This window comes from Bradyrhizobium ivorense (assembly GCF_900696085.1).
Taxonomy (GTDB): domain Bacteria; phylum Pseudomonadota; class Alphaproteobacteria; order Rhizobiales; family Xanthobacteraceae; genus Bradyrhizobium; species Bradyrhizobium ivorense.
The window spans coordinates 51,965-75,503 of record NZ_CAADFC020000008.1 but is presented as its reverse complement, the minus strand read 5'-3'; the positions used below and the strand labels follow the sequence as shown (position 1 = coordinate 75,503).

The 23,539-nt window shown below is 60.3% G+C and carries 21 protein-coding genes; all 21 read left to right on the top strand.

The features are described 5' to 3' along the window. Window positions 1-260 precede the first annotated feature (260 nt). The 21 genes from CI41S_RS11445 to nifX all read left to right on the top strand — a co-directional run bounded on the left by CI41S_RS11445 (window position 261) and on the right by nifX (window position 23,535). Window positions 261-599, top strand: coding sequence for a hypothetical protein (locus tag CI41S_RS11445; RefSeq protein WP_244626472.1), 339 nt, complete (start codon window positions 261-263; stop codon window positions 597-599). Continuing rightward, complete coding sequence (locus CI41S_RS11440; protein WP_172627992.1) at window positions 596-1,459, top strand: hydrogenase expression/formation protein; 864 nt, start codon at window positions 596-598, stop codon at window positions 1,457-1,459. Before CI41S_RS11445 ends, CI41S_RS11440 begins: the two co-directional genes overlap by 4 nt. Continuing rightward, window positions 1,456-2,184, top strand: coding sequence for a [NiFe]-hydrogenase assembly chaperone HybE (gene hybE / locus CI41S_RS45140; RefSeq protein ID WP_139859032.1), 729 nt, complete (start codon window positions 1,456-1,458; stop codon window positions 2,182-2,184). Before CI41S_RS11440 ends, hybE begins: the two co-directional genes overlap by 4 nt. After that, on the top strand, window positions 2,181-3,272 hold the full coding sequence (locus tag CI41S_RS11430; RefSeq protein ID WP_139859031.1) for a nickel-dependent hydrogenase large subunit: 1,092 nt from the start codon (window positions 2,181-2,183) through the stop codon (window positions 3,270-3,272). Before hybE ends, CI41S_RS11430 begins: the two co-directional genes overlap by 4 nt. Beyond that, window positions 3,265-3,606 carry a hydrogenase maturation nickel metallochaperone HypA gene (gene hypA, locus CI41S_RS11425; RefSeq protein WP_139481300.1) on the top strand — a complete coding sequence of 114 codons (342 nt, stop codon included), beginning with the start codon at window positions 3,265-3,267 and terminating at the stop codon, window positions 3,604-3,606. Before CI41S_RS11430 ends, hypA begins: the two co-directional genes overlap by 8 nt. After that, window positions 3,606-4,559, top strand: a complete 954-nt coding sequence (hypB, locus tag CI41S_RS11420) for a hydrogenase nickel incorporation protein HypB (protein ID WP_139859030.1) — start codon at window positions 3,606-3,608, stop codon at window positions 4,557-4,559. The genes hypA and hypB overlap by 1 nt, the downstream gene beginning before the upstream one ends. Beyond that, window positions 4,556-6,814 (top strand): carbamoyltransferase HypF, encoded by a 2,259-nt coding sequence (hypF, locus tag CI41S_RS11415; protein WP_139859029.1) that lies wholly within the window; start codon window positions 4,556-4,558, stop codon window positions 6,812-6,814. The genes hypB and hypF overlap by 4 nt, the downstream gene beginning before the upstream one ends. A gap of 1 nt (window position 6,815) precedes the next feature. After that, the gene (locus CI41S_RS11410; RefSeq protein WP_139481198.1) at window positions 6,816-7,046 is read left to right on the top strand and encodes a HypC/HybG/HupF family hydrogenase formation chaperone; all 231 of its coding nucleotides are present in this window, start codon (window positions 6,816-6,818) and stop codon (window positions 7,044-7,046) included. A gap of 2 nt (window positions 7,047-7,048) precedes the next feature. Then, window positions 7,049-8,191 (top strand): hydrogenase formation protein HypD, encoded by a 1,143-nt coding sequence (gene hypD, locus CI41S_RS11405; protein WP_139859028.1) that lies wholly within the window; start codon window positions 7,049-7,051, stop codon window positions 8,189-8,191. Then, on the top strand, window positions 8,188-9,234 hold the full coding sequence (hypE, locus tag CI41S_RS11400; RefSeq protein ID WP_139859027.1) for a hydrogenase expression/formation protein HypE: 1,047 nt from the start codon (window positions 8,188-8,190) through the stop codon (window positions 9,232-9,234). The genes hypD and hypE overlap by 4 nt, the downstream gene beginning before the upstream one ends. A 206-nt stretch (window positions 9,235-9,440) precedes the next feature. Continuing rightward, complete coding sequence (gene ald / locus CI41S_RS11395; protein ID WP_139859026.1) at window positions 9,441-10,553, top strand: alanine dehydrogenase; 1,113 nt, start codon at window positions 9,441-9,443, stop codon at window positions 10,551-10,553. A gap of 530 nt (window positions 10,554-11,083) precedes the next feature. After that, window positions 11,084-11,278: a 4Fe-4S binding protein gene (locus tag CI41S_RS11390; RefSeq protein WP_139481194.1), complete on the top strand. Its 195-nt coding sequence runs from the start codon at window positions 11,084-11,086 to the stop codon at window positions 11,276-11,278. Between the two features lie 187 nt (window positions 11,279-11,465). Next, window positions 11,466-12,962, top strand: a complete 1,497-nt coding sequence (sufB, locus tag CI41S_RS11385) for a Fe-S cluster assembly protein SufB (RefSeq protein WP_139859025.1) — start codon at window positions 11,466-11,468, stop codon at window positions 12,960-12,962. Between the two features lie 70 nt (window positions 12,963-13,032). Then, entirely contained in the window at window positions 13,033-13,785 is a 753-nt protein-coding gene (sufC, locus tag CI41S_RS11380; RefSeq protein WP_139859024.1) for a Fe-S cluster assembly ATPase SufC, read from the top strand. A gap of 19 nt (window positions 13,786-13,804) precedes the next feature. After that, window positions 13,805-15,127: a Fe-S cluster assembly protein SufD gene (gene sufD / locus CI41S_RS11375; protein WP_139859023.1), complete on the top strand. Its 1,323-nt coding sequence runs from the start codon at window positions 13,805-13,807 to the stop codon at window positions 15,125-15,127. Further along, window positions 15,124-16,371: a cysteine desulfurase gene (locus tag CI41S_RS11370; RefSeq protein WP_172627990.1), complete on the top strand. Its 1,248-nt coding sequence runs from the start codon at window positions 15,124-15,126 to the stop codon at window positions 16,369-16,371. The genes sufD and CI41S_RS11370 overlap by 4 nt, the downstream gene beginning before the upstream one ends. Window positions 16,372-16,842: 471 nt before the next feature. After that, window positions 16,843-18,345 carry a nitrogenase molybdenum-iron protein alpha chain gene (nifD, locus tag CI41S_RS11365; protein ID WP_139859022.1) on the top strand — a complete coding sequence of 501 codons (1,503 nt, stop codon included), beginning with the start codon at window positions 16,843-16,845 and terminating at the stop codon, window positions 18,343-18,345. Between the two features lie 89 nt (window positions 18,346-18,434). Beyond that, on the top strand, window positions 18,435-19,991 hold the full coding sequence (gene nifK, locus CI41S_RS11360; protein WP_139859021.1) for a nitrogenase molybdenum-iron protein subunit beta: 1,557 nt from the start codon (window positions 18,435-18,437) through the stop codon (window positions 19,989-19,991). Between the two features lie 95 nt (window positions 19,992-20,086). Then, the gene (gene nifE / locus CI41S_RS11355) at window positions 20,087-21,733 is read left to right on the top strand and encodes a nitrogenase iron-molybdenum cofactor biosynthesis protein NifE (protein ID WP_139859020.1); all 1,647 of its coding nucleotides are present in this window, start codon (window positions 20,087-20,089) and stop codon (window positions 21,731-21,733) included. Window positions 21,734-21,742: 9 nt separating this feature from the next. Beyond that, complete coding sequence (gene nifN, locus CI41S_RS11350) at window positions 21,743-23,143, top strand: nitrogenase iron-molybdenum cofactor biosynthesis protein NifN (protein ID WP_139859019.1); 1,401 nt, start codon at window positions 21,743-21,745, stop codon at window positions 23,141-23,143. Beyond that, on the top strand, window positions 23,140-23,535 hold the full coding sequence (gene nifX, locus CI41S_RS11345) for a nitrogen fixation protein NifX (RefSeq protein WP_139481186.1): 396 nt from the start codon (window positions 23,140-23,142) through the stop codon (window positions 23,533-23,535). The genes nifN and nifX overlap by 4 nt, the downstream gene beginning before the upstream one ends. The last annotated feature ends 4 nt before the right edge of the window (window positions 23,536-23,539 follow it).

Here is a 23,539-nt window from a genome sequence, read left to right as displayed (position 1 = left end):
ATCTGCATCGTAGGCAACCCCTGCACCGAAAATGTCAAGCGCTCACAGCCGCTGATCCGGGCGCGAACGCGATCGCCGTGAGACGATGGATTGGCATGTGCCTTGCTAATACCTCGCCGAGCAGAGCCAGAACACTATCAGAAAGGCCTCTGATGAACTTCCAGCCGGCGAAGCATGATCTGGCGCGGCCCGCTCTGTCCGAGGTAGAGAGTGTGGGCGTCCATGCACATCTTGCCACACAGGATCCTGGGAGGTGGGGCGTGGAGCTGCCGTCGGCAGCCGGTCCCGTATATTCGCTCCGGGCCAACCATGTCGCAATCGCGCTTTCTGAACAGATCAAGGCGCATCCGCGGCCCGTGCAAGGGGTCGTAACCGCGCGCAGCGCCGGCGGCGGGCTGGGCGGGCGCCTCGGCCTGCGTGGCCCGCCGACGCAGATCGAGCGCCATCAGCGCGGCACACTCCGCCGGGTCGGCAAGAGCCAGATCCGTCTGGTCAAGATCGACCGCATCTCGGCGCCGATCGTGGGATCACACGCCGGTGGCGACTGCACAGCCGATGGCATTTCCTCTCGGCCAGCCCCACGGAACGTCGCATCATGAAAACAGCGGCGCGCATCGGATACGAAGGCGCCGCTGCGGCGGTGGGCGGGTTTCCCGTGGATGCGGATAGTCGCGACATCGTCCATAGCGGGCCCACGGCTGTCGCGGCGCCGGCCAAGCGCGCTTGGCGCGATGCCGACGAGCTTGCAAAAAATTGTCCGAATGCCATCACGCTGTTATCGAATGCCGCTGCCGCCGCTCGTGGCCTGAAGAGCGGCGCACGCACACAACTGTACAGGCTTTCGAATCTCAGTGATCTCGAGCGCAACCTGATTGCCGAAGTGCTTGGAAAAGGCGAGGTCGCCGGCGTCGTTGCGCTGCCAGATGGCTCCCGGGCGGAAATCCAGGAGTCCGTACTTGCGGGAATCTGGCGCGTGCGTATCGGGGCGGATCCGGCACACGAATATGTTGAGGTCGGCGCGATCCCGCAGATTGTGCGGCGTGCCGCAACGGACCTGACGTCGACCGATCTGGTGATCGGCGCCGCGCCTGGCGGCGCGATGAACGTGCTGCCGGTGCTCGCCGAAACACGCGAGCGGGTCCGCGCCTGGCGGTCCGGCATGCGCGCGCATGTCATCAATCTCACGCTGTTGCCGATGAACGCCATCGACCTGGCGTTTCTCCAGCAAAGCGTGGGCAATGGTCCGGTCCAACTCATCCTTCGCGGCTACGGCGCATGCCAAGTGCGGGCGACTGCGACACGGAATGTGTGGTCGGTGCAGTTCTTCAATTCTATCGACAACATCATCCTGGACACGCTTGAGGTCGGCGGCGTGCCGATTGTTGCGTTGGCTGCCGACGAGGATTTCGAGGATTCCGCCGAACGCCTGCGGGAAATCATGAAGGCTTACGTCACATGAAGAGCTTGGAGAATATTTGGCATCCGGCCGGTTCTCACAGACGGCGCGCCCGTCCAATGTGGCGTTGGCTGGATCATGCACAACCGACCAGAGAGCAATGGCGACGCAGACTGCTGCGTGAGTGCGTTGCGTCCCAAAAATCGAAAGCGTCTTCGGCTTTCGCGCGTCGAAGTTCGGCTTCGCGTCGGTTGAAAATGATGCTTGAGCGCAAACAGGACCTTCGCAGGAGCGGGCACGCCGATGTGTCGGCATCTGAGGAGATGCTCGTAGCAGCCTATTGGGATACGGCCGGTCGAACCGTGCGTACGCGACCGACCTTGAACGATCCGCGTTCAGGGCCGAAGCGATTGGGTTTCGCACGGGCGGAGGGCAGGGCCGGCAGCGTGATGGGCGCGCCTTGGGCCATGAAGATGGTCGTTTTCCTGCGTAACAGCGCCTGCCAGGGGCATGCTGGGCGGAAATCGAACCTGCGCTTGCGAGTTCGATCTCGCGACATTGAGCTTGGTGTCAGCGAAATCGCATCGTTGAGCTCGATTGCCTGTTGCTCCCTGCTCTCGGCGATCTCCACACGCAAAGGTATGGGTGGTGCCCGCGCCGAAGCAGCGGTCCTTGCCACGATGTGGCCGGCCAACCGCCGAGCGCCAAATCATATCCATGCGCCACATCTCTGTCTGACCGACCGCCGGCATTTCTTGCGTGAGATGATGGCGGAGCGGTGCGCATGAGCCTCGTCGCCCGCAATAAAATCGATGTCACCATATCGCTTGCTGCCGACGTCATCGCCGCGGTCGAGATCCTGCCGCGAGTCCGGCCGCCACTGGCACGGCTGGCCGCCGGCAAACCGGCATCGGCGTTGCTCGAGGCGCTGCCGCATCTCTTCACAGTATGTGCCGCTGCGCAACAAACCGCACTGCTGTTCGCGATCGAGGCGGCACGTGACGAAAAGATCATGCTCGGGACGAAACAGCGTCGGATGATCCTGGTGGTTGCCGAGCGCATCTCAGAATTGCTGCGGGGCCTCTTTGTCGGGCATCCTACGCCCAACGTCAGTGCGGCGGCGATCCGGTCCCTCATACGAGGATTGTCAGTGCTTGTCAGCAGCGCACGGCCAGCACGCGGCTCTGCTCGGCGAGAGGCTATAGCGCAGATTGTGGCTGCGCTCGCGGCACTCGGCATGCCGGATGAAGATGGCGCGCCGAGGCCCGGTAGCCCGTTCGCGCTTTGCATTGCAGCGCTTGACGAGGTCGACTTGAAGTCCATCCCGATCGCGCACTCGTTCCTGTCCGCTGCCGACGACTGCAACATCACTGAACGGCTGCTCGGCGATGACCCGACATTTTGCCATTGTCCCAATCTTGGGGGACGTGCGCCCGAGACGGGTCCATGGGCGCGCCAAATGACGCGTGATCGGCTCTGGCTGGGTCGGTCGGGTGCGGTCGCGCGGCTGAAGGCCAGAATTGCAGAAATCGTGCAGCTATGCGATTGGCTCAAGTCCGGTGCTCATATCGAGTCGGCCGAGCCTGGGATCATCGAAAGCTACAAGCTAGGTCCCGGACGAGGAGCGGCCGCGGTCGAATGCGCCAGGGGCCGGCTCTATCACGCGGTCGAGCTTGATCCTCAGGGCCAGATATCCCGCTTCGAATGTCTTGCACCGACGGAATGGAATTTCCATTTGCGCGGACCGCTTGTCCGGAATCTGCAGGGCGCGGCGCTGACGGCCAGACGACATCAGAAAGCGGTTCGTGCGGTGATTGAATCGCTTGATCCCTGCGTCGGGTTCACGCTGAAGTTTCGCAAAGTTGACGATGCATGAAATGGCGCTTTGTCAAAGCATCGTCGAAATCGTCGAGGAGGAGGCGCGTCGCCGATCGCTTTCCCAGGTGCGGAGCGTCTGTCTGGAGATCGGGGCGTTGAGCCATGTTGCGCCTGAAGCGATCAGATTCTGCTTTGCTGTCGTTGCAACGCGAACCATTGCCGAGGGCGCGGCTCTTAGGATCATCGAACGTCCCGGCGTGGCCTGGTGCATGACCTGTTCGAAGAGCGTCGAGATTGCACGGCGCGATGAGTGCTGTCCATGCTGCGGCAGCTATCAGTTGCAGGTAACGGCAGGCGAAGAGATGCGAGTGAAAGAGCTGGAGATCGATTGATGTGTAGCGTATGCGGCTGCAGCGGACAGGCGTCTTCAACCGAACGCGCCGAACTGCATGATGCCCAAGGCCGCGCTCGCGAGCGTCCCCATGTGCAGGACAATCGCGATCGCCATGAGGCGCATCTGCATGGCGAGCAGCGCCTGCAGCATTCACACCATGCCGGCCATGATCACCCTCATCATCCTGGCCATCATCAGGCGCATGGTGGGCAGGCGCTTGTGAGCCGCGGCGCCGACCTGTCTGCCTTGAAGGTCGCGGGCATGAGCTGCGAGCACGTCATTCAGGTCGGGCGCGACATCCTTGGCAAGAATAACAGGATCGCGGCGGAAAACCGCGCCCTCTTCATGGCCGACGATCTGCTCGTATTTAATCTTATGTCCAGTCCTGGTGCAGGCAAGACCGCGCTGCTGGTCCGCACCGTGTCCGAGCTCAAGCGCAGCTGCCCGATCGGAGTCATCGAGGGCGATCAGCAGACCTCGAACGATGCCGAACGCATTCGCTCGGCTGGTGTACCAGCTATTCAAGTCAATACCGGCAAGTGTTGCCATCTCGATGCTGCCATGATCGGTGAGGCGTATCGCCGCTTGCCGCCGCTCACGCGCGGTATTCTCTTTATCGAGAACGTCGGGAATCTGGTCTGTCCCGCTGCCTTCGATCTAGGTGAGGCCTGCAAGATCGTGGTGTTGTCGACCACCGAAGGTGAAGACAAGCCGCTCAAATATCCGGATATGTTTGCCGCTTCTTCGCTGATGCTGATCAACAAGATCGATCTGGCGTCGGTGCTTGAATTCAATTTGGGCAAGACCGTCGAATACGCAAGACGCGTCAATCCCAAGATCGAAATGCTCGCGGTCTCGGCGCGGACCGGCGAGGGTTTTGGCGCACTCTACACTTGGATCGATAAGCAGGCAGCGCATCAAAGGCGCGCCTTGGAGGACACCAGGCGATGAGCGCCGCCACCATCCGCGACCCAACGCGGCTGCGCGTGCGCGTGAGCGGGGCCGTGCAAGGGGTCGGCTTTCGTCCCTACGTCTATGGCCTCGCCACGCGATACGGATTGGCGGGGTTCGTCGTCAATGGTCCGGAGGGCGTCACAATCGAAGTCGAGGGTAACCGGGCGCCCGAGTTTGTCGCCGCTTTGCCGCTCGAGCCGCCTCCACTGGCACGTATCGACCACATCAGCGTTCAGCGCACCAGGGCGCTCGCGGCACAAGACTTTTCGATTTGCGCGAGCGAAGACGGCAGGTTGTCAACGCGGATCGTTGCCGATGCCGCGACCTGCCGGCAATGCCTGGGTGAGTTATTCGATCCAGAAAATCGTCATTACCTTTATCCCTTCGTCAGCTGCTCCCATTGCGGCCCGCGCTACACGATCGCCGAACAGCTTCCGTACGATCGCCGCAACACGGTCATGAAAGCTTTCAGGCTGTGTGCCGCCTGCGCGGCCGAATATGCCGATCCAGCGAGCCGCAGGTTTCATGCGGAGGCGATCGCGTGTCCGATATGCGGTCCTCGGCTTAGCCATGGGGTCAATGCCATTGTTGCGGCGATTGCCCGCGGCCAAATCGTGGCGATAAAGGGGCTCGGCGGGTATCAGCTGCTTTGCGATGCGCGCAACCAGGACGCCGTGCAGCGTTTGCGCAGCAGAAAGCAGCGCCCCCAGAAGCCGTTCGCGGTCATGGTCTCTTCCATAGGGCGTGTCAATGAAATCGCGGAAGCGAACGCGGCAGAGCTTGCGTTGCTTGAATCCGTGGCACGTCCCGTCGTCCTTTTAGCTTCGCGCAATGATTTGGCGCCCGCCATAGCTCCTGGCTTATCCCGCGTAGGTGTCATGCTGCCGGTAGCGCCACTGCATCACCTCATCTTTCATGCGCTTCACTCGACAGGAGCATGGCTTGCGGGGGCAGGCCCGGTCATCGTCGCAACCAGCGCCAATTCTTGCGGCGAACCGCTCGTGATTGACAACGCGCAGGCGCTGCGGCGGCTCGAGGGGATCGCCGACCTTGTCGTGACCCATGATCGCGATATCCTGACGCGAGCCGACGACTCCGTGCTGTCGGTGGTGGCCAGCCGGACCCAATTCGTTCGCCGGGCACGTGGCTATGTTCCCGACCCGATCCGGCTTGCGAGGTCTGTGCCGGTCGTGCTCGCCGTCGGCGGCGCGCTGAAATCAACCGTCACCATCACGCGCGACAACGAAGCCTTCGTCTCCCAGCATATTGGCGATCTCGATACGGCCGAAGGGATATGTGTGTTCGAGCAGACGATCCACCACCTCACATCGACTCTTGATGTGGAGCCTGTCGTCATCGCCCATGATATGCATCCCAATATGGCGTCGACCCGGTTTGCGCAAGCAAGCGGCCGGGCGCTTGTCGCCGTCCAGCATCACCACGCCCACGCTGCCGCCGTCATCGCTGAGCATGGCCATGCCGGACCTGCGCTTGCCTTGGTGCTCGACGGCCATGGCCTCGGTTCCGACGGTGGTAACTGGGGGGGCGAGCTATTGTTGTGCGAAGGAACGAGGTTTCGACGCATCGGGCATCTCGCGCCCCTGCAAATGCCTGGCGGCGATCGCGCAGCCCGCGAGCCGTGGCGCATGGCAAGCGCAATATTGCAGGCGCTCGGCCGACGTCACGAAATCGGGCCTCGCTTTGCTGCGCAGCGGCAGGCTGGGCGTGTGTCGGCATTGCTCGATCAAGCGGGCGGGGCCACCACGACCAGCGCGGGCCGGTTGTTCGATGCCGCGGCGGCGCTGCTGGGGGTTGCAAGTTTGCAGAGCTATGAGGGCGAAGCCGCGATGAAGCTCGAAGCGATGGTGCGGCGGACTGAGATTTTCGAAGCGGGCTGGACCATCGACCGCGGCGTGCTGTCGCTTCGTCCGCTATTTTCGCGGTTGATTGCAGACGACCTCGACGCCGCAGACGGAGCCGGGCTGTTTCATGGCACCTTTGCCGCCGCCTGCATCGACTGGGTCGGGCGCGCTGCGCGGAGAACCGGCGTCAATACCATCATTCTAAGCGGCGGCTGTTTTCTGAACGCGGTGCTGGCGGATGAAATTGAGCGCGGTTGCCGCAGCGCAGGCCTCACCCCGCTGGTGCCACGGCAGCTGCCGCCCAACGATGGCGGCTTGAGCCTTGGTCAGGCCTGGATTGCCGCTCTGCAGACTGCCGAACAGCCGTCAGCCCTGAAAGGAGCAACCTGATATGTGTCTTTCGGTCCCGGCAAAGATTTCGAAAATTCTTCCCGACGATATGGCGATCGTGTCCATCGATGGGGTCAGCTTGGAAATATCGATCGCTCTCATCGATGAGCTCGATGTCGGCGACAGCGTTCTTGTCCATGTCGGCTACGCCCTATCGAAGATCGACCCGACAGAAGCCAAGCGCACGTTGCAGCTCCTGCAGGAGCTAGGCAGTGCAGGGCAGGAACCTTGATCATGAAATATGCCGATGAATTTCGTGACAAGACCATCGCACTGGGGCTCGCGCGGGCGATTGGCGCCGAAGCCGGTCCGCGACGGGCTTACCGGTTCATGGAATTCTGTGGCGGACACACTCATGCGATCTCCCGCTACGGCCTCGAGGAATTGCTGCCCGCGAACGTTCGCATGATCCACGGGCCCGGCTGTCCCGTCTGCGTTCTGCCCGCCAGCCGGATTGACATGGCGATCCGGCTCGTCGAGCGGCCGGAGGTCACTCTGTGCGTGTATGGCGACCTGATGCGCGCGCCCGGGTCGCAGGGACAGTCCCTGATGCGCGCCAAAGCGCTCGGCGCAGACATTCGGATGGTCTATTCGACACTCGACGCTATCCGGCTCGCCGAACAGGTGCCAAGCCGGGAGGTGGTCTTCTTTGCCATCGGATTTGAGACCACGACGCCCCCGACGGCGGTGATGGTCCGGATTGCCGAAAAGAAGCGGCTGAGGGGCCTCAGCGTGTTCTGCAACCACGTGCTTACGCCCTCTGCGATGCATAGCATTCTCGAGAACCCGAAGATGCGCAACATCGGTGGGGTCGCAATCGATGGCTTCGTCGGTCCTGCACATGTCAGCACGATCATCGGTACGCAGCCTTACGAGCCCCTGGTGGAACAATTCGGCAAGCCGATCGTCATCGCGGGATTTGAACCGCTCGACGTGATGCAGGCGATCCTGATGTTGGTGCGGCAGGTGAACGAAGGCCGCTACGAGGTGGAGAACCAATACAGCCGAGCGGTGACGCGCCAAGGCAATCGACGCGCCAAGGACGAGGTCTCGCAGGTATTCGAACTGCGTGAGCAGTTCGAATGGCGGGGGCTCGGTCTCGTCCCCAACAGCGGACTGAAGCTGAAGCGGGCCTACGCGGGATTTGATGCCGAGGCGCGCTTTGCGATGCACGAGCTGCGTGTCGCCGACAATCCGGCATGCGAATGCTGCGCGATCCTGCGCGGCGCCAAGCGACCGGTTGACTGCAAGCTGTTTGGAACCGTCTGCACGCCGGAAACACCCATCGGGTCCTGCATGGTTTCCTCGGAAGGCGCTTGTGCCGCGTATTGGACCTACGGCCGAGTTCGCGATGATCAGGTGAGGCGGTTGTCATGAGCGGTAAGGATTATCATGGCAAGCTCGACGTCGAGAACGGACGCGTTGATCTTTCCCACGGATCCGGGGGGCGCGCCATGGCACAACTGATCTCCGGCCTTTTTCACCAAGCCTTCGGTAATGAATGGCTCGCCCGCTGCAATGATCAGTCGGCTTTTGAGGTTGCGGCAGGCAGGATGGTGATGACGACCGACGGCTATGTGGTCTCGCCGCTGTTCTTTCCCGGCGGCAATATCGGGTCATTGGCTGTGCACGGCACGATCAATGATGTCGTGATGGCCGGCGCGCGTCCGCTCTATCTGTCGGCTAGCTTCATCATCGAGGAGGGTTTCCGGTTTTCGGATCTAGGGACGATTGCGCAGTCGATGGGCGTGGCGGCGCGCGGTGCCGGCGTTTACATCATCACCGGGGATACCAAGGTCGTCGAGCGCGGCAAGGCGGATGGGTTGTTCATCTCTACGACCGGGATCGGGGTTCTGGCCGATGGGCTCGATCTGTCCGCCGACAAAGCAAGGATCGGGGACCGTGTGCTGGTGTCGGGCAGCCTTGGCGATCATGGGGTGGCGATCATGTCAACGCGCCAGAACGCCGCTCTTCAAGTTGAGATCGTCTCGGATTCGGCATCGCTGCATGACCTCGTGGCCGTCATGATGGCGGCTGGCGGGCGCGGCATCCGGGTGATGCGTGACCCCACGCGCGGCGGTCTTGCCGCCACCCTCAACGAGATTGCGCATCAGTCTGGCCTCGGGTTCCGTCTGCAGGAAGCGGCCATTCCGGTAAAGCCTGCGGTTGCGGCCACCTGCGAACTCCTTGGGCTTGATCCGATCCATGTCGCTAATGAGGGCAAGCTCGTTGCGATCGTCGCGCCTGATGTGGCTGATGCCGTGCTTGCAGCCATGAAGGCGCATCCGCTCGGGTGCGATGCAGCCGATATTGGCGAGGCCGTAGCTGACGATCACAAATTTGTGCAATTGGCCACCAGTTTCGGCGGCGGACGTATTGTCGATTGGTTGTCAGGCGAACAATTGCCTCGGATCTGCTGAACACGCCACACCCATTTGCGGGGAGCATGAGGGAACGATGGTCAAGCTCAGCGAGCATGGTCGTCTCAATCCGGTTCGCATCTGTTTGTTTGAAATCCTGCGTCGCTGATCAAAGATCGCTGAATTCCTGCGCCATTTAGCCGCCTGCATCGCAATATCGCTGCGCTCTTGCGATTAAAAAGCCCCTCTAGGCAGGGAGTTTTCAAATGAAGGTCGGAGTCCCCAAGGAAATCAAGGCGCACGAATATCGCGTGGGCCTTACCCCTGGAGCCGTCCGCGAATACGTGGCAGCGGGCCACCGCGTGATGATCGAGACCAATGCCGGCGCCGGCATTGGTGCAACCGATGACGATTATCGCGCCGCCGGCGCCACGATTCTGGATTCCGCAGGGGAGATATTTTCATCGAGCGAGATGATCGTAAAGGTTAAGGAGCCTCAGCCGTCCGAATGGAGCCAGCTGCGGGAGAGCCAGATCCTGTTCACTTACCTGCATCTGGCGCCGGACCCGGAGCAGGCCAAGGGGCTCCTGAAATCTGGGTGCACCGCGATCGCTTATGAGACCGTAACTGATGCCCATGGTGGTCTTCCACTGCTGGCGCCAATGAGCGAGGTCGCAGGTAGGCTTGCGATCGAAGCTGCGGGTAGTGCGCTGAAGCGGAGTGCAGGCGGACGAGGGCTGTTGATCGGTGGAGTGCCCGGTGTTCAGCCGGCTCGGATCGTTGTGATCGGAGGCGGCGTCGTCGGCACGCACGCCGCACGCATGGCGGTCGGTTTGGGCGCGGAGGTCACCATCATCGACCGTTCGATACCCCGGCTCCGCGAGCTGGACGAGCTATTCGAAGGGCGGGTTCGTACCAGATTTTCTACCATCGAATCCGTGGAGGAGGAGGTATTTGCGGCCGATGTGGTGATTGGTGCGGTGCTCGTTCCAGGAGCGAGCGCGCCGAAGCTGGTCCGCCGGAGCATGCTGAGCTCAATGCGTAAGAGGGCGGTCATCGTGGATGTCGCTATCGATCAGGGCGGCTGCTTTGAGACGTCGCACCCAACCACTCACGCTGATCCAACTTACGAAGTGGATGGCATCATTCATTATTGCGTGGCCAATATGCCCGGCGCGGTGCCGCTGACCTCGAGCCAGGCACTGAACAACGCCACGCTGCCGTTTGGTTTGGCCCTGGCCAACAAGGGCTTTTCCGCCGTGCTCGAGAGTCCGCACCTGCGCGCGGGCCTCAATGTCCATCGGGGTCGGCTGACTTACAAGGCGGTTGCCGAGAGCCTCGGGCTCCCCTTCTCTCCGATCGAACAGGCTGCGGCCTGATTCCCAGAGGCCCACACGGGCGTTTCCTCCCTGACTTGGGCCACCCTTCGGGGTGGCTTTTTTTTCGGCTCTTTCGACCTGCTCAGTACCGCTGGCATTTCTTTGAGCGCGGAACGAAGCCGAGGGATCACCAGACGATCGCGCTTGGCTTTCGGTCGTCCCCGTGCTGCGAGCCAACTACCTCCGTCCTCTACAGGGAAAGCAGGTTTGCCGGTCATCCGCAGGGATCGAACATTGCCTGCCGCGGCTCGCCCAGAGGGACCGCGATCACCGAAGCGACCGTTATCTGCGCGATCGGGCACGACGTTTTCTGGCTGTGCTGGGAAATGCGAACTGGGCTGGCGGATCGACCCTGCGCTCTAACTACAGTGTCGAGATCAAGCTGCCGTGAGGCCGATTGTAGCATTTGCGACAACCATTGAGGCGGCGACATGCCTTTGGAAAATAGCCGAGACAGATCAAGCCCAGGCTCTTTGGCATAAGACTTGAAGGCAAGAAGCGGTCCGCACTTTGCTTATGGAATCGCAGTAATGGCCTACAAGATAATCGCGTCCCAGTGCACCGTCTGTGGCGCGTGTGAGTTCGAATGTCCCAACGCGGCGATCAGCCTGAAGAACGATATATATGTGATCAATCCGGCTCAGTGCACTCAATGTGAGGGTCATTTTGAGGCGCCGCAATGCGCTGTCGTTTGCCCAGTGCCCGACACCTGCGTGCCGGCATAAGGGGTGGCCGATGAGGGGGACTGCGGCACAAAGCAGGATGAAGACTCTAGCGACGGCTGTCTGGGTCGGGGACCTGGTTCTCTCACCCGCTGATCCCGCGTTGGCCAGGACTTGCGCGATCAGCTTGGAGGGGCGCGCGGGGCAATCATCGTCGGCTGGAGTTTTCCGTGTGCGAGCGGAGGATTGAATGCCTGCTGTACAAGAGACGGTCGAGCGCGTCCGGCGCATCGACGTCGACCAGTATCGATATGGGTTTGAGACGGAGATCGAGTCCGAGAAGGCCCCGAAGGGGCTGTCGGAAGACACCGTCCGCTTCATCTCCGCCAAGAAGGATGAGCCGGCCTGGATGCTGGAATGGCGTCTGGAGGCGTTCCGCCGCTGGCTGACCATGACCGAGCCGACCTGGGCGCGCGTCAACTATCCGAAGATCGACTACCAGGACATCTACTATTACGCGGCGCCGAAGCCGAAGAAGGCGCTGACCTCGATCGACGAGATCGATCCGGAGATTCTCAAGACCTACGAGAAGCTCGGCATTCCCCTGCGCGAGGTCGCGATCCTCGAGGGCGTCGAGCCGGCGCCCGGCGGCGAGCAGACGCCGAGCCGCAAGATCGCGGTCGACGCGGTGTTCGATTCGGTTTCGGTGGCCACCACCTTCAAGGCCGAGCTGAAGAAGGCCGGCGTGATCTTCATGCCAATCTCGGAGGCGATCCGCGAGCATCCCGAGCTGGTGCAGAAATATCTCGGCAGCGTGGTGCCGACCTCGGACAACTATTTCGCGACGCTGAATTCGGCGGTGTTCTCCGACGGCTCGTTCGTCTACGTGCCGCCGGGCGTGCGCTGCCCGATGGAGCTGTCGACCTACTTCCGCATCAACGAGCGCAACACCGGCCAGTTCGAGCGCACGCTGATCATCGCCGACAAGGGCTCCTACGTTTCCTATCTCGAGGGCTGCACCGCGCCGCAGCGCGATGAGAATCAGCTGCACGCCGCCGTGGTCGAGCTGGTCGCGCTCGACGACGCCGAGATCAAGTATTCGACGGTGCAGAACTGGTACCCCGGCAATTCCGAGGGCAAGGGCGGCATCTACAATTTCGTCACCAAGCGCGGCGACTGCCGCGGCAAGAATTCCAAGATCTCGTGGACCCAGGTCGAGACCGGCTCCGCGATCACCTGGAAGTACCCGAGCTGCATCCTGCGCGGCGACAATTCGAGCGGTGAGTTCTACTCGATTGCGATCTCGAACGGTTTCCAGCAGGTCGACAGCGGCACCAAGATGATCCATCTCGGCAAGAACACGTCGAGCCGCATCATCTCGAAGGGCATCGCGGCCGGCAAGTCGCAGAACACCTATCGCGGCCTGGTCAGCGCCCATCGCAAGGCAACCGGCGCGCGCAATTACACCGCCTGCGATTCGCTTTTGATCGGCGACAAATGCGGCGCGCACACCGTGCCCTATGTCGAAGCCAAGAATTCCTCGGCGACGTTCGAGCATGAGGCGACGACGTCAAAGATCTCCGAGGACGTGCTGTTCTACTGCGTCCAGCGCGGGCTCAGCCAGGAGGAAGCCGTCGGCCTCGTGGTCAACGGTTTCGTCAAGGACGTGCTGCAGCAGCTGCCGATGGAGTTCGCGGTGGAGGCGCAGAAGTTGATCTCGATCTCGCTCGATGGATCCGTCGGATAACTAAATGTTTCCGCGAGCCCTCGCGATTGCGGCTTGCGTTCTGGATGACGCATTTCAGGGGCGGGTTAAAATGGCGCTACTCGAAGTCCGAGATTTGCATGTTGGTATCGAGGACTGCGAAATTCTTCGCGGCCTCGATCTTACGGTCAATGCGGGTGAGGTGCATGCAATCATGGGGCCGAACGGCTCCGGAAAGTCCACACTCAGTCACGTTATCTCCGGCAAGCCCGGCTATCAAGTGAGCGCTGGCCAGATCCTATTCAAGGGTGAAGACCTGCTCGCGATGGAAGCAAACGAACGCGCCGCCAATGGCGTATTTCTTGCATTCCAATATCCGGTGGAAATTTCCGGGGTGACCACCATGAACTTCCTGCGTGCGGCGTTGAACGCCCAGCGCAAGGCGCGAGCACAAAAGGAATTCTCCACTCCCGATTTTATAAAACGAGTTCGCGAGGTTGCGAAGTCGCTCAACATACCGCAAGGCATGCTCAAGCGCGGCCTCAATGTCGGATTTTCCGGCGGCGAGAAGAAGCGCAACGAGATTTTGCAGATGGCGTTGCTCGAGCCGAGCCTGTGCATCCTGGATGAGATAGATTCCGGCCTCGATATCGACGCGCTGCGGATTGTCGCGGGTGGCATCAACGCTCTGCGTTCGCCGGAACGCGCGATGATTGTAATCACACACTATCGGCGGCTTCTCGACTACATCGTGCCGGACGTTGTCCACGTGATGTCGAAAGGGCAGGTAAGAAAGAGCGGCGGAAAAGAACTCGCGCTGGAGCTTGAGGCTTGTGGCTATGCCCAATTCGAAGACGCGGCGTGACCGCGCAAGGGATTTCCCGATGAAGCAGGTTGTGACCAAAGCCGCCGCCGGGCACGCAACGGACAATGTCTTCGCCGCGGCGCATGGACGGTTGCCTGGCTCCGGGCTCGTCGCTCATATCCGTACGAGGGCGTTCGAGGCCTACGAGCGCGCCGGCCTCCCGCATCGGCGCATCGAGGCTTGGAAATATACCGATCTGCGCACCCTGATTGGCGCGGTCCTGCCACTCGCTCCTCGACCCGATGCGGCCGCGCTGGTGCGCGCAGCGGCGTCGGTTAAGCAAGCAGGTGCCGATCGGGTGGTCAAACTCGTCTTGGTGGATGGCATATTCGCCCCGGAGCTTTCCGATGTGGACAGTTTGGAAGACGGGGTCGATGTGCGGTCGCTCCGAGAGGTCCTGGAAGATACGACCGACGGCGCGATGGCCGGCCTGGTGCTGGCGACCACAACTGATGCGGTGATCACGCTCAATGCGGCAATGGCGACCGATGGCTTGGTTATTGCGATAGCTGAGGGCGAAGCGGTGAAGCGTCTGATTCAGATCGTTCACGTCGCGACCGGATCATTGGTGTCCAACTTCACGCGCTCCTATCTGCAGCTCGGTCAAGGCGCGCATGCGGCCGTAGTGGAGAGTTTCGTCTCGGCTGAAGGCGCGAGCGGCTATCAGACCAACGACGCGACAATTGCCCTGGTTGGTGACGAGGCGTGCCTTTCGTATATCCGACTGGCGGCCGACGCCGCTGACGCGGTGAATATCTCATCGGGCATCATCGTGGTCGGCGCCAGGGCGAAGCTCGATCTCTTCAGCATGACCTGCAGCGGCTCCGTCAGTCGCTATCAGGGATTCGTTACGCTGGCTGGCGAGGGATCCAAGCTCTCGGCGAACGGGGTCAATCTCATCAGGCACAAGCAGCATGTCGACACGACAATGGTCGTCGATCACGCCGTGCCACATTGCACCAGTCGGGAGAAGTTCCGTGCGGTCATCGACGAATGCGGCCGTTCGGTGTTCCAAGGCCAGATTGTCGTTCGTCCTGGCGCGCAGAAGGCAGACGCCACGTTGACGACGCGAGCGCTGCTTCTGTCCGACGAGGCCCGGGCCGACAATAAGCCAGAACTCGAAATCTTGGCCGACGACGTGACTTGCGGCCACGGATCGACATCAGGAGCGCTGGACGGTTCTCTCGTATTTTATCTGCGTGCTCGCGGTCTATCCGAGAAGGACGCGCAGGCGTTGCTGATTGGAGCATTCCTGGGCGAGGCGATTGAGGAAATCGCCCCGGAGAATCTGCGCGATCTTGTGACCGCGCAAGCTGAACACTGGATGCAGGCGCGCAGATGAGCGTGCATCCCGCGATCAGCAATGGTAGGTACGAGGTTAACCGTCTGCGTGCGGACTTTCCTGCGCTGAGCATGACGGTCTATGGCAGGCCGCTGGTCTATCTCGACAATGCCGCCTCGGCTCAGAAGCCGAAGGCGGTACTTGACCGCATGATGCAGGTCTACTCAAGCGAATATGCCAACGTGCATCGTGGCCTGCACTACCTCGCTAACGCTGCGACCGAGGCATATGAAGGCGCGCGTGCCAAGCTGGCGCGATTTGTGAACGCCCATCTAAACGAAGAGATCATCTTCACCCGCAGCGCCACCGAGGCAATCAATCTGGTCGCCCAGACCTTCGGCCGGGAACGCGTCACCCCGGGGGATGAGATCGTTCTCTCGACGATGGAACATCATTCCAACATCGTGCCGTGGCATTTTCTCAGAGAGCGCCACGGTGCGGTGATCAAATGGGCACCAGTGGATGATGACGGCAACTTCCTGCTGGATGCCTTTGAGCAGCTCCTGACCCGGCGCACCAAGATTGTTGCGATCACACAAATGTCGAATGCTCTCGGGACCATCTTGCCGGTAAAGGAGGTGGCGAGGATCGCGCACGCTCGTGGTATCCCGGTGCTGATCGATGGTTCGCAAGGATGCGTCCATCTGAACACCGACGTCTGCGACATCGGTTGCGATTTTTATGTGATGACGGGCCATAAACTCTATGGTCCGACTGGCATCGGCGTGCTTTACGGCAAATCCGAGCATCTGGCGTCCATGCCACCCTTCAATGGCGGGGGCGAGATGATCCGTGAGGTCTCGCGTACCGGCGTCATCTATGGTGATCCGCCGCACCGCTTCGAGGCGGGTACGCCTCCGATCGTTGAGGCGATCGGTCTGGGGGCGGCTGTGGACTACATCAATTCAATAGGTAAGAAGCAGATCCGCGTGCACGAGAGCGCACTGCTTGCTTACGCTCAGCAGCAGCTGGCGGACATCAAATCCGTGCGCTTGATCGGGACACCAGCCGAGAAGGGGCCGATCGTTTCCTTTGATATGAACGGTGCGCACGCGCATGATATTGCCACCGTCATCGACCGCGCAGGTGTGGCGGTGCGGGCAGGGGCCCATTGCGCGATGCCACTGCTCAAGCGGTTCGGTGTTCTGGCGACCTGCCGTGCGTCCTTCGGCCTTTACAACACATATGAAGAGATTGATACGCTCGTCGATGCGCTTACCAAGGCGCGGCAGCTGTTCTCGTGAGCCGGCGAGTGTCCCACGTCTAAGTGGCTAGGCAGCCTGCATCGACCTCGGCGGGCGATGACGTCATGCACAAGACCATCACCCTCTTCGCTGAAGGTAAGCATCCGTCGTCCCGGCAACATAGATGGTATCGGCAAGCCGGAGCCGCGAGCCAACCGCTTGTCCATGTCAGCGGCCGTCCCGGCGAGCGCGATCGCAAGATAATGCAATCGGCTGCAACTTCGCGCCTTCGAGAATTGCGCGGCGCAGTTTCGCGGCCGGCACTTGTTCCATTTCGAACAGGGTCAACGAAGAAGTCTCCGTGCAAGGCGCGATGTCGCGTTCGCAACAACAACCAGCCTCATCGGGCGAGCCGCGCTAACTATGTTTATTTGTTCTGGTTTTTGCGCTCCCGATGGACTGGCATGCTCGTTGCAAAAGTCTTGGTCAGCAAGAAGCTCTTCCAACCGCTAACCCTTGAAGGACATCAGCATGAGTCTCGCCACGACCCAGAGCATTGCAGAAATCAGGGCTCGTAACAAACAGCTGATCGACGAGGTGCTGAAGGTCTATCCAGAGAAGACCGCGAAGCGGCGTGCCAAGCATCTCAACGTTCACCAGGCCGGGAAGTCCGATTGCGGTGTCAAATCCAACATCAAATCCATACCTGGTGTGATGACAATCAGAGGCTGCGCCTATGCAGGATCCAAGGGGGTGGTCTGGGGGCCGATCAAGGACATGGTCCATATCAGCCACGGCCCGGTTGGCTGCGGCCAGTATTCGTGGGGCTCGCGTCGTAACTATTACGTTGGCACAACGGGCGTCGATAGTTTTGTGACCCTGCAATTCACCTCCGATTTCCAGGAGAAGGACATCGTATTCGGTGGCGACAAGAAACTGGTCAAAGTCCTTGACGAGATCCAGGAGCTGTTCCCGCTCAACCACGGCATCACCATCCAATCGGAATGCCCGATCGGATTGATCGGGGACGACATCGAGGCCGTGTCAAGGTCGAAATCCAAGGAATATGGCGGCAAGACCATCGTGCCGGTCCGCTGCGAAGGCTTTCGCGGCGTGTCGCAGTCGCTTGGCCACCACATTGCCAACGACGCGGTGCGCGATTGGATTTTCGACAAGCTCGACCCCGACGACAAACCAAAGTTCGAGCCGACGCCTTACGATGTTGCGATCATTGGAGACTACAATATCGGCGGCGATGCCTGGTCATCGCGAATTCTGCTGGAAGAAATGGGCCTGCGGGTGATTGCGCAGTGGTCCGGCGACGGTTCACTCGCCGAGCTCGAAGCAACGCCGAAGGCAAAGCTCAACATCCTGCATTGCTACCGTTCGATGAACTACATCTCGCGTCATATGGAGGAGAAGTTCGGTATCCCGTGGTGCGAGTATAACTTCTTCGGACCTTCGAAGATCGCAGAATCGCTGCGCAAGATTGCGGGCTATTTCGACGACAAGATCAAGGAGGGCGCCGAGCGGGTGATCGAAAAATACCAGCCGCTGGTGAACGCCGTGATCGCAAAATATCGCCCGCGCCTGCAGGGCAAGACGGTGATGCTGTACGTCGGCGGGCTTCGTCCGCGTCATGTGATTGGCGCCTACGAGGACCTCGGGATGGAAGTCGTGGGGACCGGGTACGAGTTCGGTCATAACGACGACTATCAGCGCACCGCCCAGCATTACGTAAAGGACAGCACCCTCATCTACGACGACGTCAACGGTTATGAGTTCGAGCGCTTCGTCGAAAAGCTCCAGCCTGATCTGGTCGGCTCGGGCATCAAGGAGAAATACGTTTTCCAAAAGATGGGTGTGCCGTTCCGGCAGATGCATTCCTGGGACTATTCGGGCCCATATCACGGCTATGACGGCTTTGCGATCTTTGCTCGCGACATGGACATGGCTGTCAACTCGCCGATCTGGAAGAAGATGAAGGCACCTTGGAAGGAAGCGTCGAAAGCCAAGCTCCTGGCTGCAGAATAACAAGCACTTGGTCCCAAAATAGAGCAACCGATCCCAGCTCTCCGCGGAGAGCTGGGCGACATCAATTTCGATAGTGAAGGATCTTAACAATGGCGCAGAGTGCAGAACATGTGCTCGATCATCTCGAACTGTTCCGCGGTCCAGAATACCAACAAATGCTGGCCGACAAGAAGTTGTTCGAAAATCCCCGCGATCCTGCCGAGGTCGAACGTATCAAGCAATGGACGAAAACGCCCGAATACCGCGAGAAGAATTTCGCGCGGGAGGCGCTTACGGTAAATCCGGCCAAGGCCTGCCAGCCGCTTGGCGCGGTATTCGTCTCAGTCGGTTTTGAGGGCACGCTGCCCTTCGTCCATGGCTCGCAAGGCTGCGTGGCCTATTACCGCAGCCATCTGTCGCGGCACTTCAAGGAGCCGAGCTCCTGCGTATCTTCGTCGATGACGGAAGACGCCGCTGTATTCGGGGGGCTGAACAATATGATCGACGGCCTCGCCAACAGCTACAACATGTACAAACCCAAGATGATAGCGGTCTCGACGACCTGCATGGCTGAGGTGATCGGTGATGACCTCAACGCCTTCATCAAGACGTCGAAGGAAAAAGGCTCAGTTCCGGCAGAGTTCGACGTGCCGTTCGCGCACACACCAGCGTTCGTCGGCAGCCACGTCACGGGCTACGACAATGCACTCAAGGGCATTCTCGAGCATTTTTGGGACGGCAAGGCTGGAACGGCGCCGAAGCTGGAGCGCAAGCCAAATGAGGCAATCAACATCATCGGTGGTTTTGATGGCAATACCGTTGGAAACCTTCGCGAGATCAAGCGAATCTTGGCATTGATGGGCATCAAACACACGATTCTCGCCGATAACTCTGAAGTCTTCGATACCCCGACCGATGGCGAGTTCCGGATGTATGACGGCGGCACCACGCTGGAAGACGCGGCTAACGCGATTCATGCCAAGGCGACAATCTCCATGCAGCAATGGTGTACGGAAAAAACGCTGCCGTTCGTGTCCGAGCATGGCCAGGACGTCGTGTCTTTCAATTACCCGGTGGGTGTATCCGCAACGGATGAGTTTCTCGTGGCGTTATCACGCATCAGCGGCAAGGAGGTTCCGGAGGAACTCGCGCGAGAGCGCGGCCGCTTGGTTGATGCCATCGCGGATTCCAGCGCGCATATCCATGGCAAGAAGTTCGCGATCTATGGCGACCCGGATCTCTGCTATGGGTTGGCTGCCTTTCTGCTCGAACTCGGCGCCGAACCGACCCATGTTCTGTCCACCAATGGCAACAAGGCGTGGCAGGAAAAAATGCAGGCGCTGTTTGCAAGCTCGCCATTTGGTCAAGCCTGCCAAGTCTATCCGGGGCGCGACCTCTGGCACATGCGCTCGCTCTTGTTCACGGAGCCTGTTGATTTTCTGATCGGCAATACCCACGGCAAGTACCTGGAACGGGACACTGGAACGCCACTGATCCGGATCGGGTTTCCAATTTTTGATCGGCATCACCATCACCGCTCCCCTGTGTGGGGCTATCAGGGCGGCCTGAATGTGCTGGTGAAGATCCTCGACAAGATCTTCGATGAAATCGACAAGAAGACAAATGTTCTTGGCAAAACTGACTATAGCTTCGACATCATTCGTTGATGGCGGAGAGTGCGCGTGCCCATCGCCGGAACACTCGCCGATGGCACGCGCAAGATGGTCGGCAGAGAGTTGCTTTCGCTGAGAGGAAAAAGCTTATGAGTTCGCTAGCGGCCACGGTCAAGGATATCTTCAGCGAGCCGGGCTGCGCTAAGAATGGCAGTAAGTCGGAGGCTGAGCGCAAGAAGGGTTGCACCAAGCAACTGCAGCCGGGCAGCGCTGCGGGCGGGTGTGCCTTCGACGGCGCCAAGATTGCGCTGCAGCCCTTTACCGACGTCGCTCACCTCGTGCATGGCCCGATCGCATGCGAAGGCAATTCTTGGGACAATCGCGGCGCGGCGTCCTCCGGCTCTAGTCTGTGGCGTACCGCATTCACAACGGACATGAGCGAAACAGATATCGTATTTGGGGGTGAGAAGCGGCTCTGCAAAGCGATCAAGGAGATCATCGACAAGCACGATCCGCCCGCAATCTTCGTCTATCAGACCTGCATCCCGGCCATGATCGGCGACGATATCAACGCGGTCTGCAAGGCGGCGTCTCAAAGGTTCGGCAAGCCGGTGATTCCGATCAATTCCCCGGGGTTCGTTGGTTCCAAGAACCTCGGTAACAAGCTCGCCGGCGAGGCCTTGCTCGACTATGTAATCGGAACACAGGAGCCGGACTACGCCACACCGTACGACGTCAACCTGATCGGAGAATTTAATCTCTCGGGAGAGCTCTGGCAGGTAAAGCCGTTGTTCGAAGAGCTTGGCATCCGGATTCTGTCTTGCATCTCGGGCGATGCCAAATATCGCGAGGTCGCTTCATCCCATCGGGCACGGGCGGCGATGCTGGTGTGCTCGAAGGCCATGGTCAACGTCGCACGCAAGATGGAGGAACGCTACGGGATCCCGTTCTTCGAAGGGTCGTTCTACGGTATTCAGGATTCGAGCGATTCGCTGCGCCAGATTGCCCGCTTATTGGTTGAACGTGGCGCGCCGCAAGAGCTGCTCGAGCGCACCGAAGCGGTGATCGCACGCGAGGAGGCGAGAGCGTGGGCTGCGATCGAGCCGTACAAGCCACGATTAAAAGGCAAGAAGGCGTTATTGATTACCGGCGGCGTCAAGTCATGGTCGGTCGTTGCGGCACTACAGGAAGCCGGCCTCGAAATGGTCGGAACCAGTGTGAAGAAGTCGACAAGGCAGGACAAGGAACGCATCAAGCTGCTCATGGGGCAAGATGCCCACATGATCGAGGATATGACGCCGCGCGAAATGTACAGGATGTTGAAGGACGCCAAAGCGGACATCATGCTCTCGGGCGGCAAATCGCAGTTCGTTGCACTGAAGGCGGCGATGCCCTGGCTCGATGTCAACCAGGAGCGTTGCCACGCCTATATGGGCTATGTCGGAATGGTCAAGCTGGTGGAGGAGATCGATAAGTCGCTCTCCAACCCGATGTGGGAGCAGTTACGTCGACCGGCGCCATGGGAGGCATTGGCCAAGGCGATGATGCAGATGCAATCGCCGGTGGCCGCGATCGCGCACGATCCGGCGCTCGCCGAAGCGGCGCGGCGCGCGAGGAAGATCTGCTTCTGCAACACAGTCGATCTCGGCACGATCGAAGATGCGATCTACACGCATGACCTGAGGAGCGTCGAGGCAGTCAGAGACCACACCAACGCCGTCGGCGGATGCTGCAGGCGACGCATCGAGGACGTCCTGGCGTCCTCGCCGCCCGCCGGGCTGCAGGCCGCCGAATAGGGAGGTGTCATGGCCATCGCCACGGTGCCGACGAAAGCATGCGCAGTTAACCCGTTGAAGATGAGCCAGCCGATCGGCGGCGCATTTGCGTTCATGGGGCTAAGCGGGGCGATGCCGCTCTTGCACGGCTCACAAGGTTGTACCTCCTTCGGGCTCACCCTCTTTGTGCGGCATTTCAAGGAGGCTGTACCGCTGCAGACCACCGCGATGAGCGAGGTCGCGACCGTGCTCGGCGGCTATGAGAATCTCGAGCAGGCGATACTCAATATCTACAATCGTGCCAAGCCAAAGATCATAGGAATCTGCTCGACCGGTGTCACCGAGACCAATGGAGACGATGTCGATGCCTACCTCAAGCTGATCCGGGACAAGCATCCGCAGCTTGCGAAATTACCGCTGGTCTATGTCTCGACGCCTGATTTCAAGGGGGCGTTCCAGGACGGCTGGGAGAAGGCCGTGGCGAGCATTGTGGAGTTGCTGGTGGAAGGGCCAAACGTCAATGGCCTGCGCGATCCATCGAGGGTGAATGTTCTTCCAGGATGCCACCTCACGCCGGGTGATCTTGATGAACTCCGCGCTATCCTCGAGGATTTTGGGTTGCGGCCGTCTTTCCTGCCTGATCTGGCGGGGTCGCTCGATGGGCATATCCCTGATGACTTTATCCCGACGACCATCGGCGGCATCGGCGTGGCCGAAATCGCAAACATGGGCGGCGCAGGGTGGACTATCGCAATAGGCTGGCAGATGCGGCGAGCAGCAGAGGTCATGCAGGCCAGGACCGGCGTGCCATTTCGCCTGTTCGAACGGTTATGCGGTCTCGGTCCGAACGACGAATTCATGACTTTTCTGAGTGAGATCAGCGGCCGCCCCGTGCCATCGAAATATCGGCGCCAGCGCGGCCAGCTCACTGACGCAATGCTGGACGCGCACTTCCATATTGGTGGTCGCAAACTTGCAATCGCGGCCGAGCCAGACCTGCTGTTCGACCTGTCCAGCATGCTGCACGAGATGGGCGCGCAGGTGAGCGCGGCCGTCACGACCACGCAGTCGGCGGTGACCGAGCGGATCAAGACCGAGGAGGTGCTGATCGGCGATCTTGAGGATCTGGAAGAGCTAGCCAGAACAAAGCATTGCGACCTGCTGATCACGCATTCGCATGGCAGGCAAGCGGCGGCTCGGCTGAAAATCCCGTTCTATCGAGCCGGTTTTCCGATGTTCGATCGGCTTGGCGCAGGGCACCAACTATCGATCGGTTATCGTGGCACGCGCGATCTCATCTTTGATATTGCCAATCTTGTGATCGCGGACCGCGAGGAGAATCATCAGCCGACGCCTGATAGATGGAGGCCTTCGGCGGCACTGCCGCTAGTGTCGGGCCACCGCAGTGCAGCTGAGAGGTCAACTGCATGAAGGTCGCATTCGCCACGCAAGACCTAAGACGCGTCGATGCCCATTTTGGTTGGGCAAAGAATATCGCTATCTACGATGTCGCGCCAAGCGGGCACGTGTTTCTCAAAGCGGTTGAGTTCGAGGGAGATCTCAAGGAAGACGGCGACGACGACAAGCTGGCGCCGAAGATCGAGGCGATCAAGGATTGCGCAATCCTGTATGTTGCCGCCATCGGCGGTGCCGGCGCTGCACGGGTCGTGGCCAACAACATCCATCCTATCAAGGTGAACAAGCCAGAAAACATCCTTGCGCTGCTCGAAAAGCTCGAGCGCGTATTGAAAGGCACGCCGCCGCCGTGGCTGCGCAAGGCCTTGGCGAAGGACCAACGGCGCACATTCGAGTTCGACGAATGAGGTG

Bases quoted from the DNA above. Each gene is read 5' to 3' on its own strand.
- ald (WP_139859026.1), top strand. From the start codon at position 9,441: ATGAAGGTCGGAGTCCCCAAGGAAATCAAGGCGCACGAATATCGCGTG.
- CI41S_RS11410 (WP_139481198.1), top strand. From the start codon at position 6,816: ATGTGTCTTTCGGTCCCGGCAAAGATTTCGAAAATTCTTCCCGACGAT.
- nifE (WP_139859020.1), top strand. From the start codon at position 20,087: ATGAGTTCGCTAGCGGCCACGGTCAAGGATATCTTCAGCGAGCCGGGC.
- hypB (WP_139859030.1), top strand. From the start codon at position 3,606: ATGTGTAGCGTATGCGGCTGCAGCGGACAGGCGTCTTCAACCGAACGC.
- hybE (WP_139859032.1), top strand. From the start codon at position 1,456: ATGAAGAGCTTGGAGAATATTTGGCATCCGGCCGGTTCTCACAGACGG.
- hypF (WP_139859029.1), top strand. From the start codon at position 4,556: ATGAGCGCCGCCACCATCCGCGACCCAACGCGGCTGCGCGTGCGCGTG.
- nifN (WP_139859019.1), top strand. From the start codon at position 21,743: ATGGCCATCGCCACGGTGCCGACGAAAGCATGCGCAGTTAACCCGTTG.
- sufC (WP_139859024.1), top strand. From the start codon at position 13,033: ATGGCGCTACTCGAAGTCCGAGATTTGCATGTTGGTATCGAGGACTGC.
- sufD (WP_139859023.1), top strand. From the start codon at position 13,805: ATGAAGCAGGTTGTGACCAAAGCCGCCGCCGGGCACGCAACGGACAAT.
- CI41S_RS11370 (WP_172627990.1), top strand. From the start codon at position 15,124: ATGAGCGTGCATCCCGCGATCAGCAATGGTAGGTACGAGGTTAACCGT.
- nifK (WP_139859021.1), top strand. From the start codon at position 18,435: ATGGCGCAGAGTGCAGAACATGTGCTCGATCATCTCGAACTGTTCCGC.
- hypD (WP_139859028.1), top strand. From the start codon at position 7,049: ATGAAATATGCCGATGAATTTCGTGACAAGACCATCGCACTGGGGCTC.
- CI41S_RS11440 (WP_172627992.1), top strand. From the start codon at position 596: ATGAAAACAGCGGCGCGCATCGGATACGAAGGCGCCGCTGCGGCGGTG.
- sufB (WP_139859025.1), top strand. From the start codon at position 11,466: ATGCCTGCTGTACAAGAGACGGTCGAGCGCGTCCGGCGCATCGACGTC.
- CI41S_RS11430 (WP_139859031.1), top strand. From the start codon at position 2,181: ATGAGCCTCGTCGCCCGCAATAAAATCGATGTCACCATATCGCTTGCT.
- hypA (WP_139481300.1), top strand. From the start codon at position 3,265: ATGCATGAAATGGCGCTTTGTCAAAGCATCGTCGAAATCGTCGAGGAG.
- nifX (WP_139481186.1), top strand. From the start codon at position 23,140: ATGAAGGTCGCATTCGCCACGCAAGACCTAAGACGCGTCGATGCCCAT.
- nifD (WP_139859022.1), top strand. From the start codon at position 16,843: ATGAGTCTCGCCACGACCCAGAGCATTGCAGAAATCAGGGCTCGTAAC.
- CI41S_RS11390 (WP_139481194.1), top strand. From the start codon at position 11,084: ATGGCCTACAAGATAATCGCGTCCCAGTGCACCGTCTGTGGCGCGTGT.
- hypE (WP_139859027.1), top strand. From the start codon at position 8,188: ATGAGCGGTAAGGATTATCATGGCAAGCTCGACGTCGAGAACGGACGC.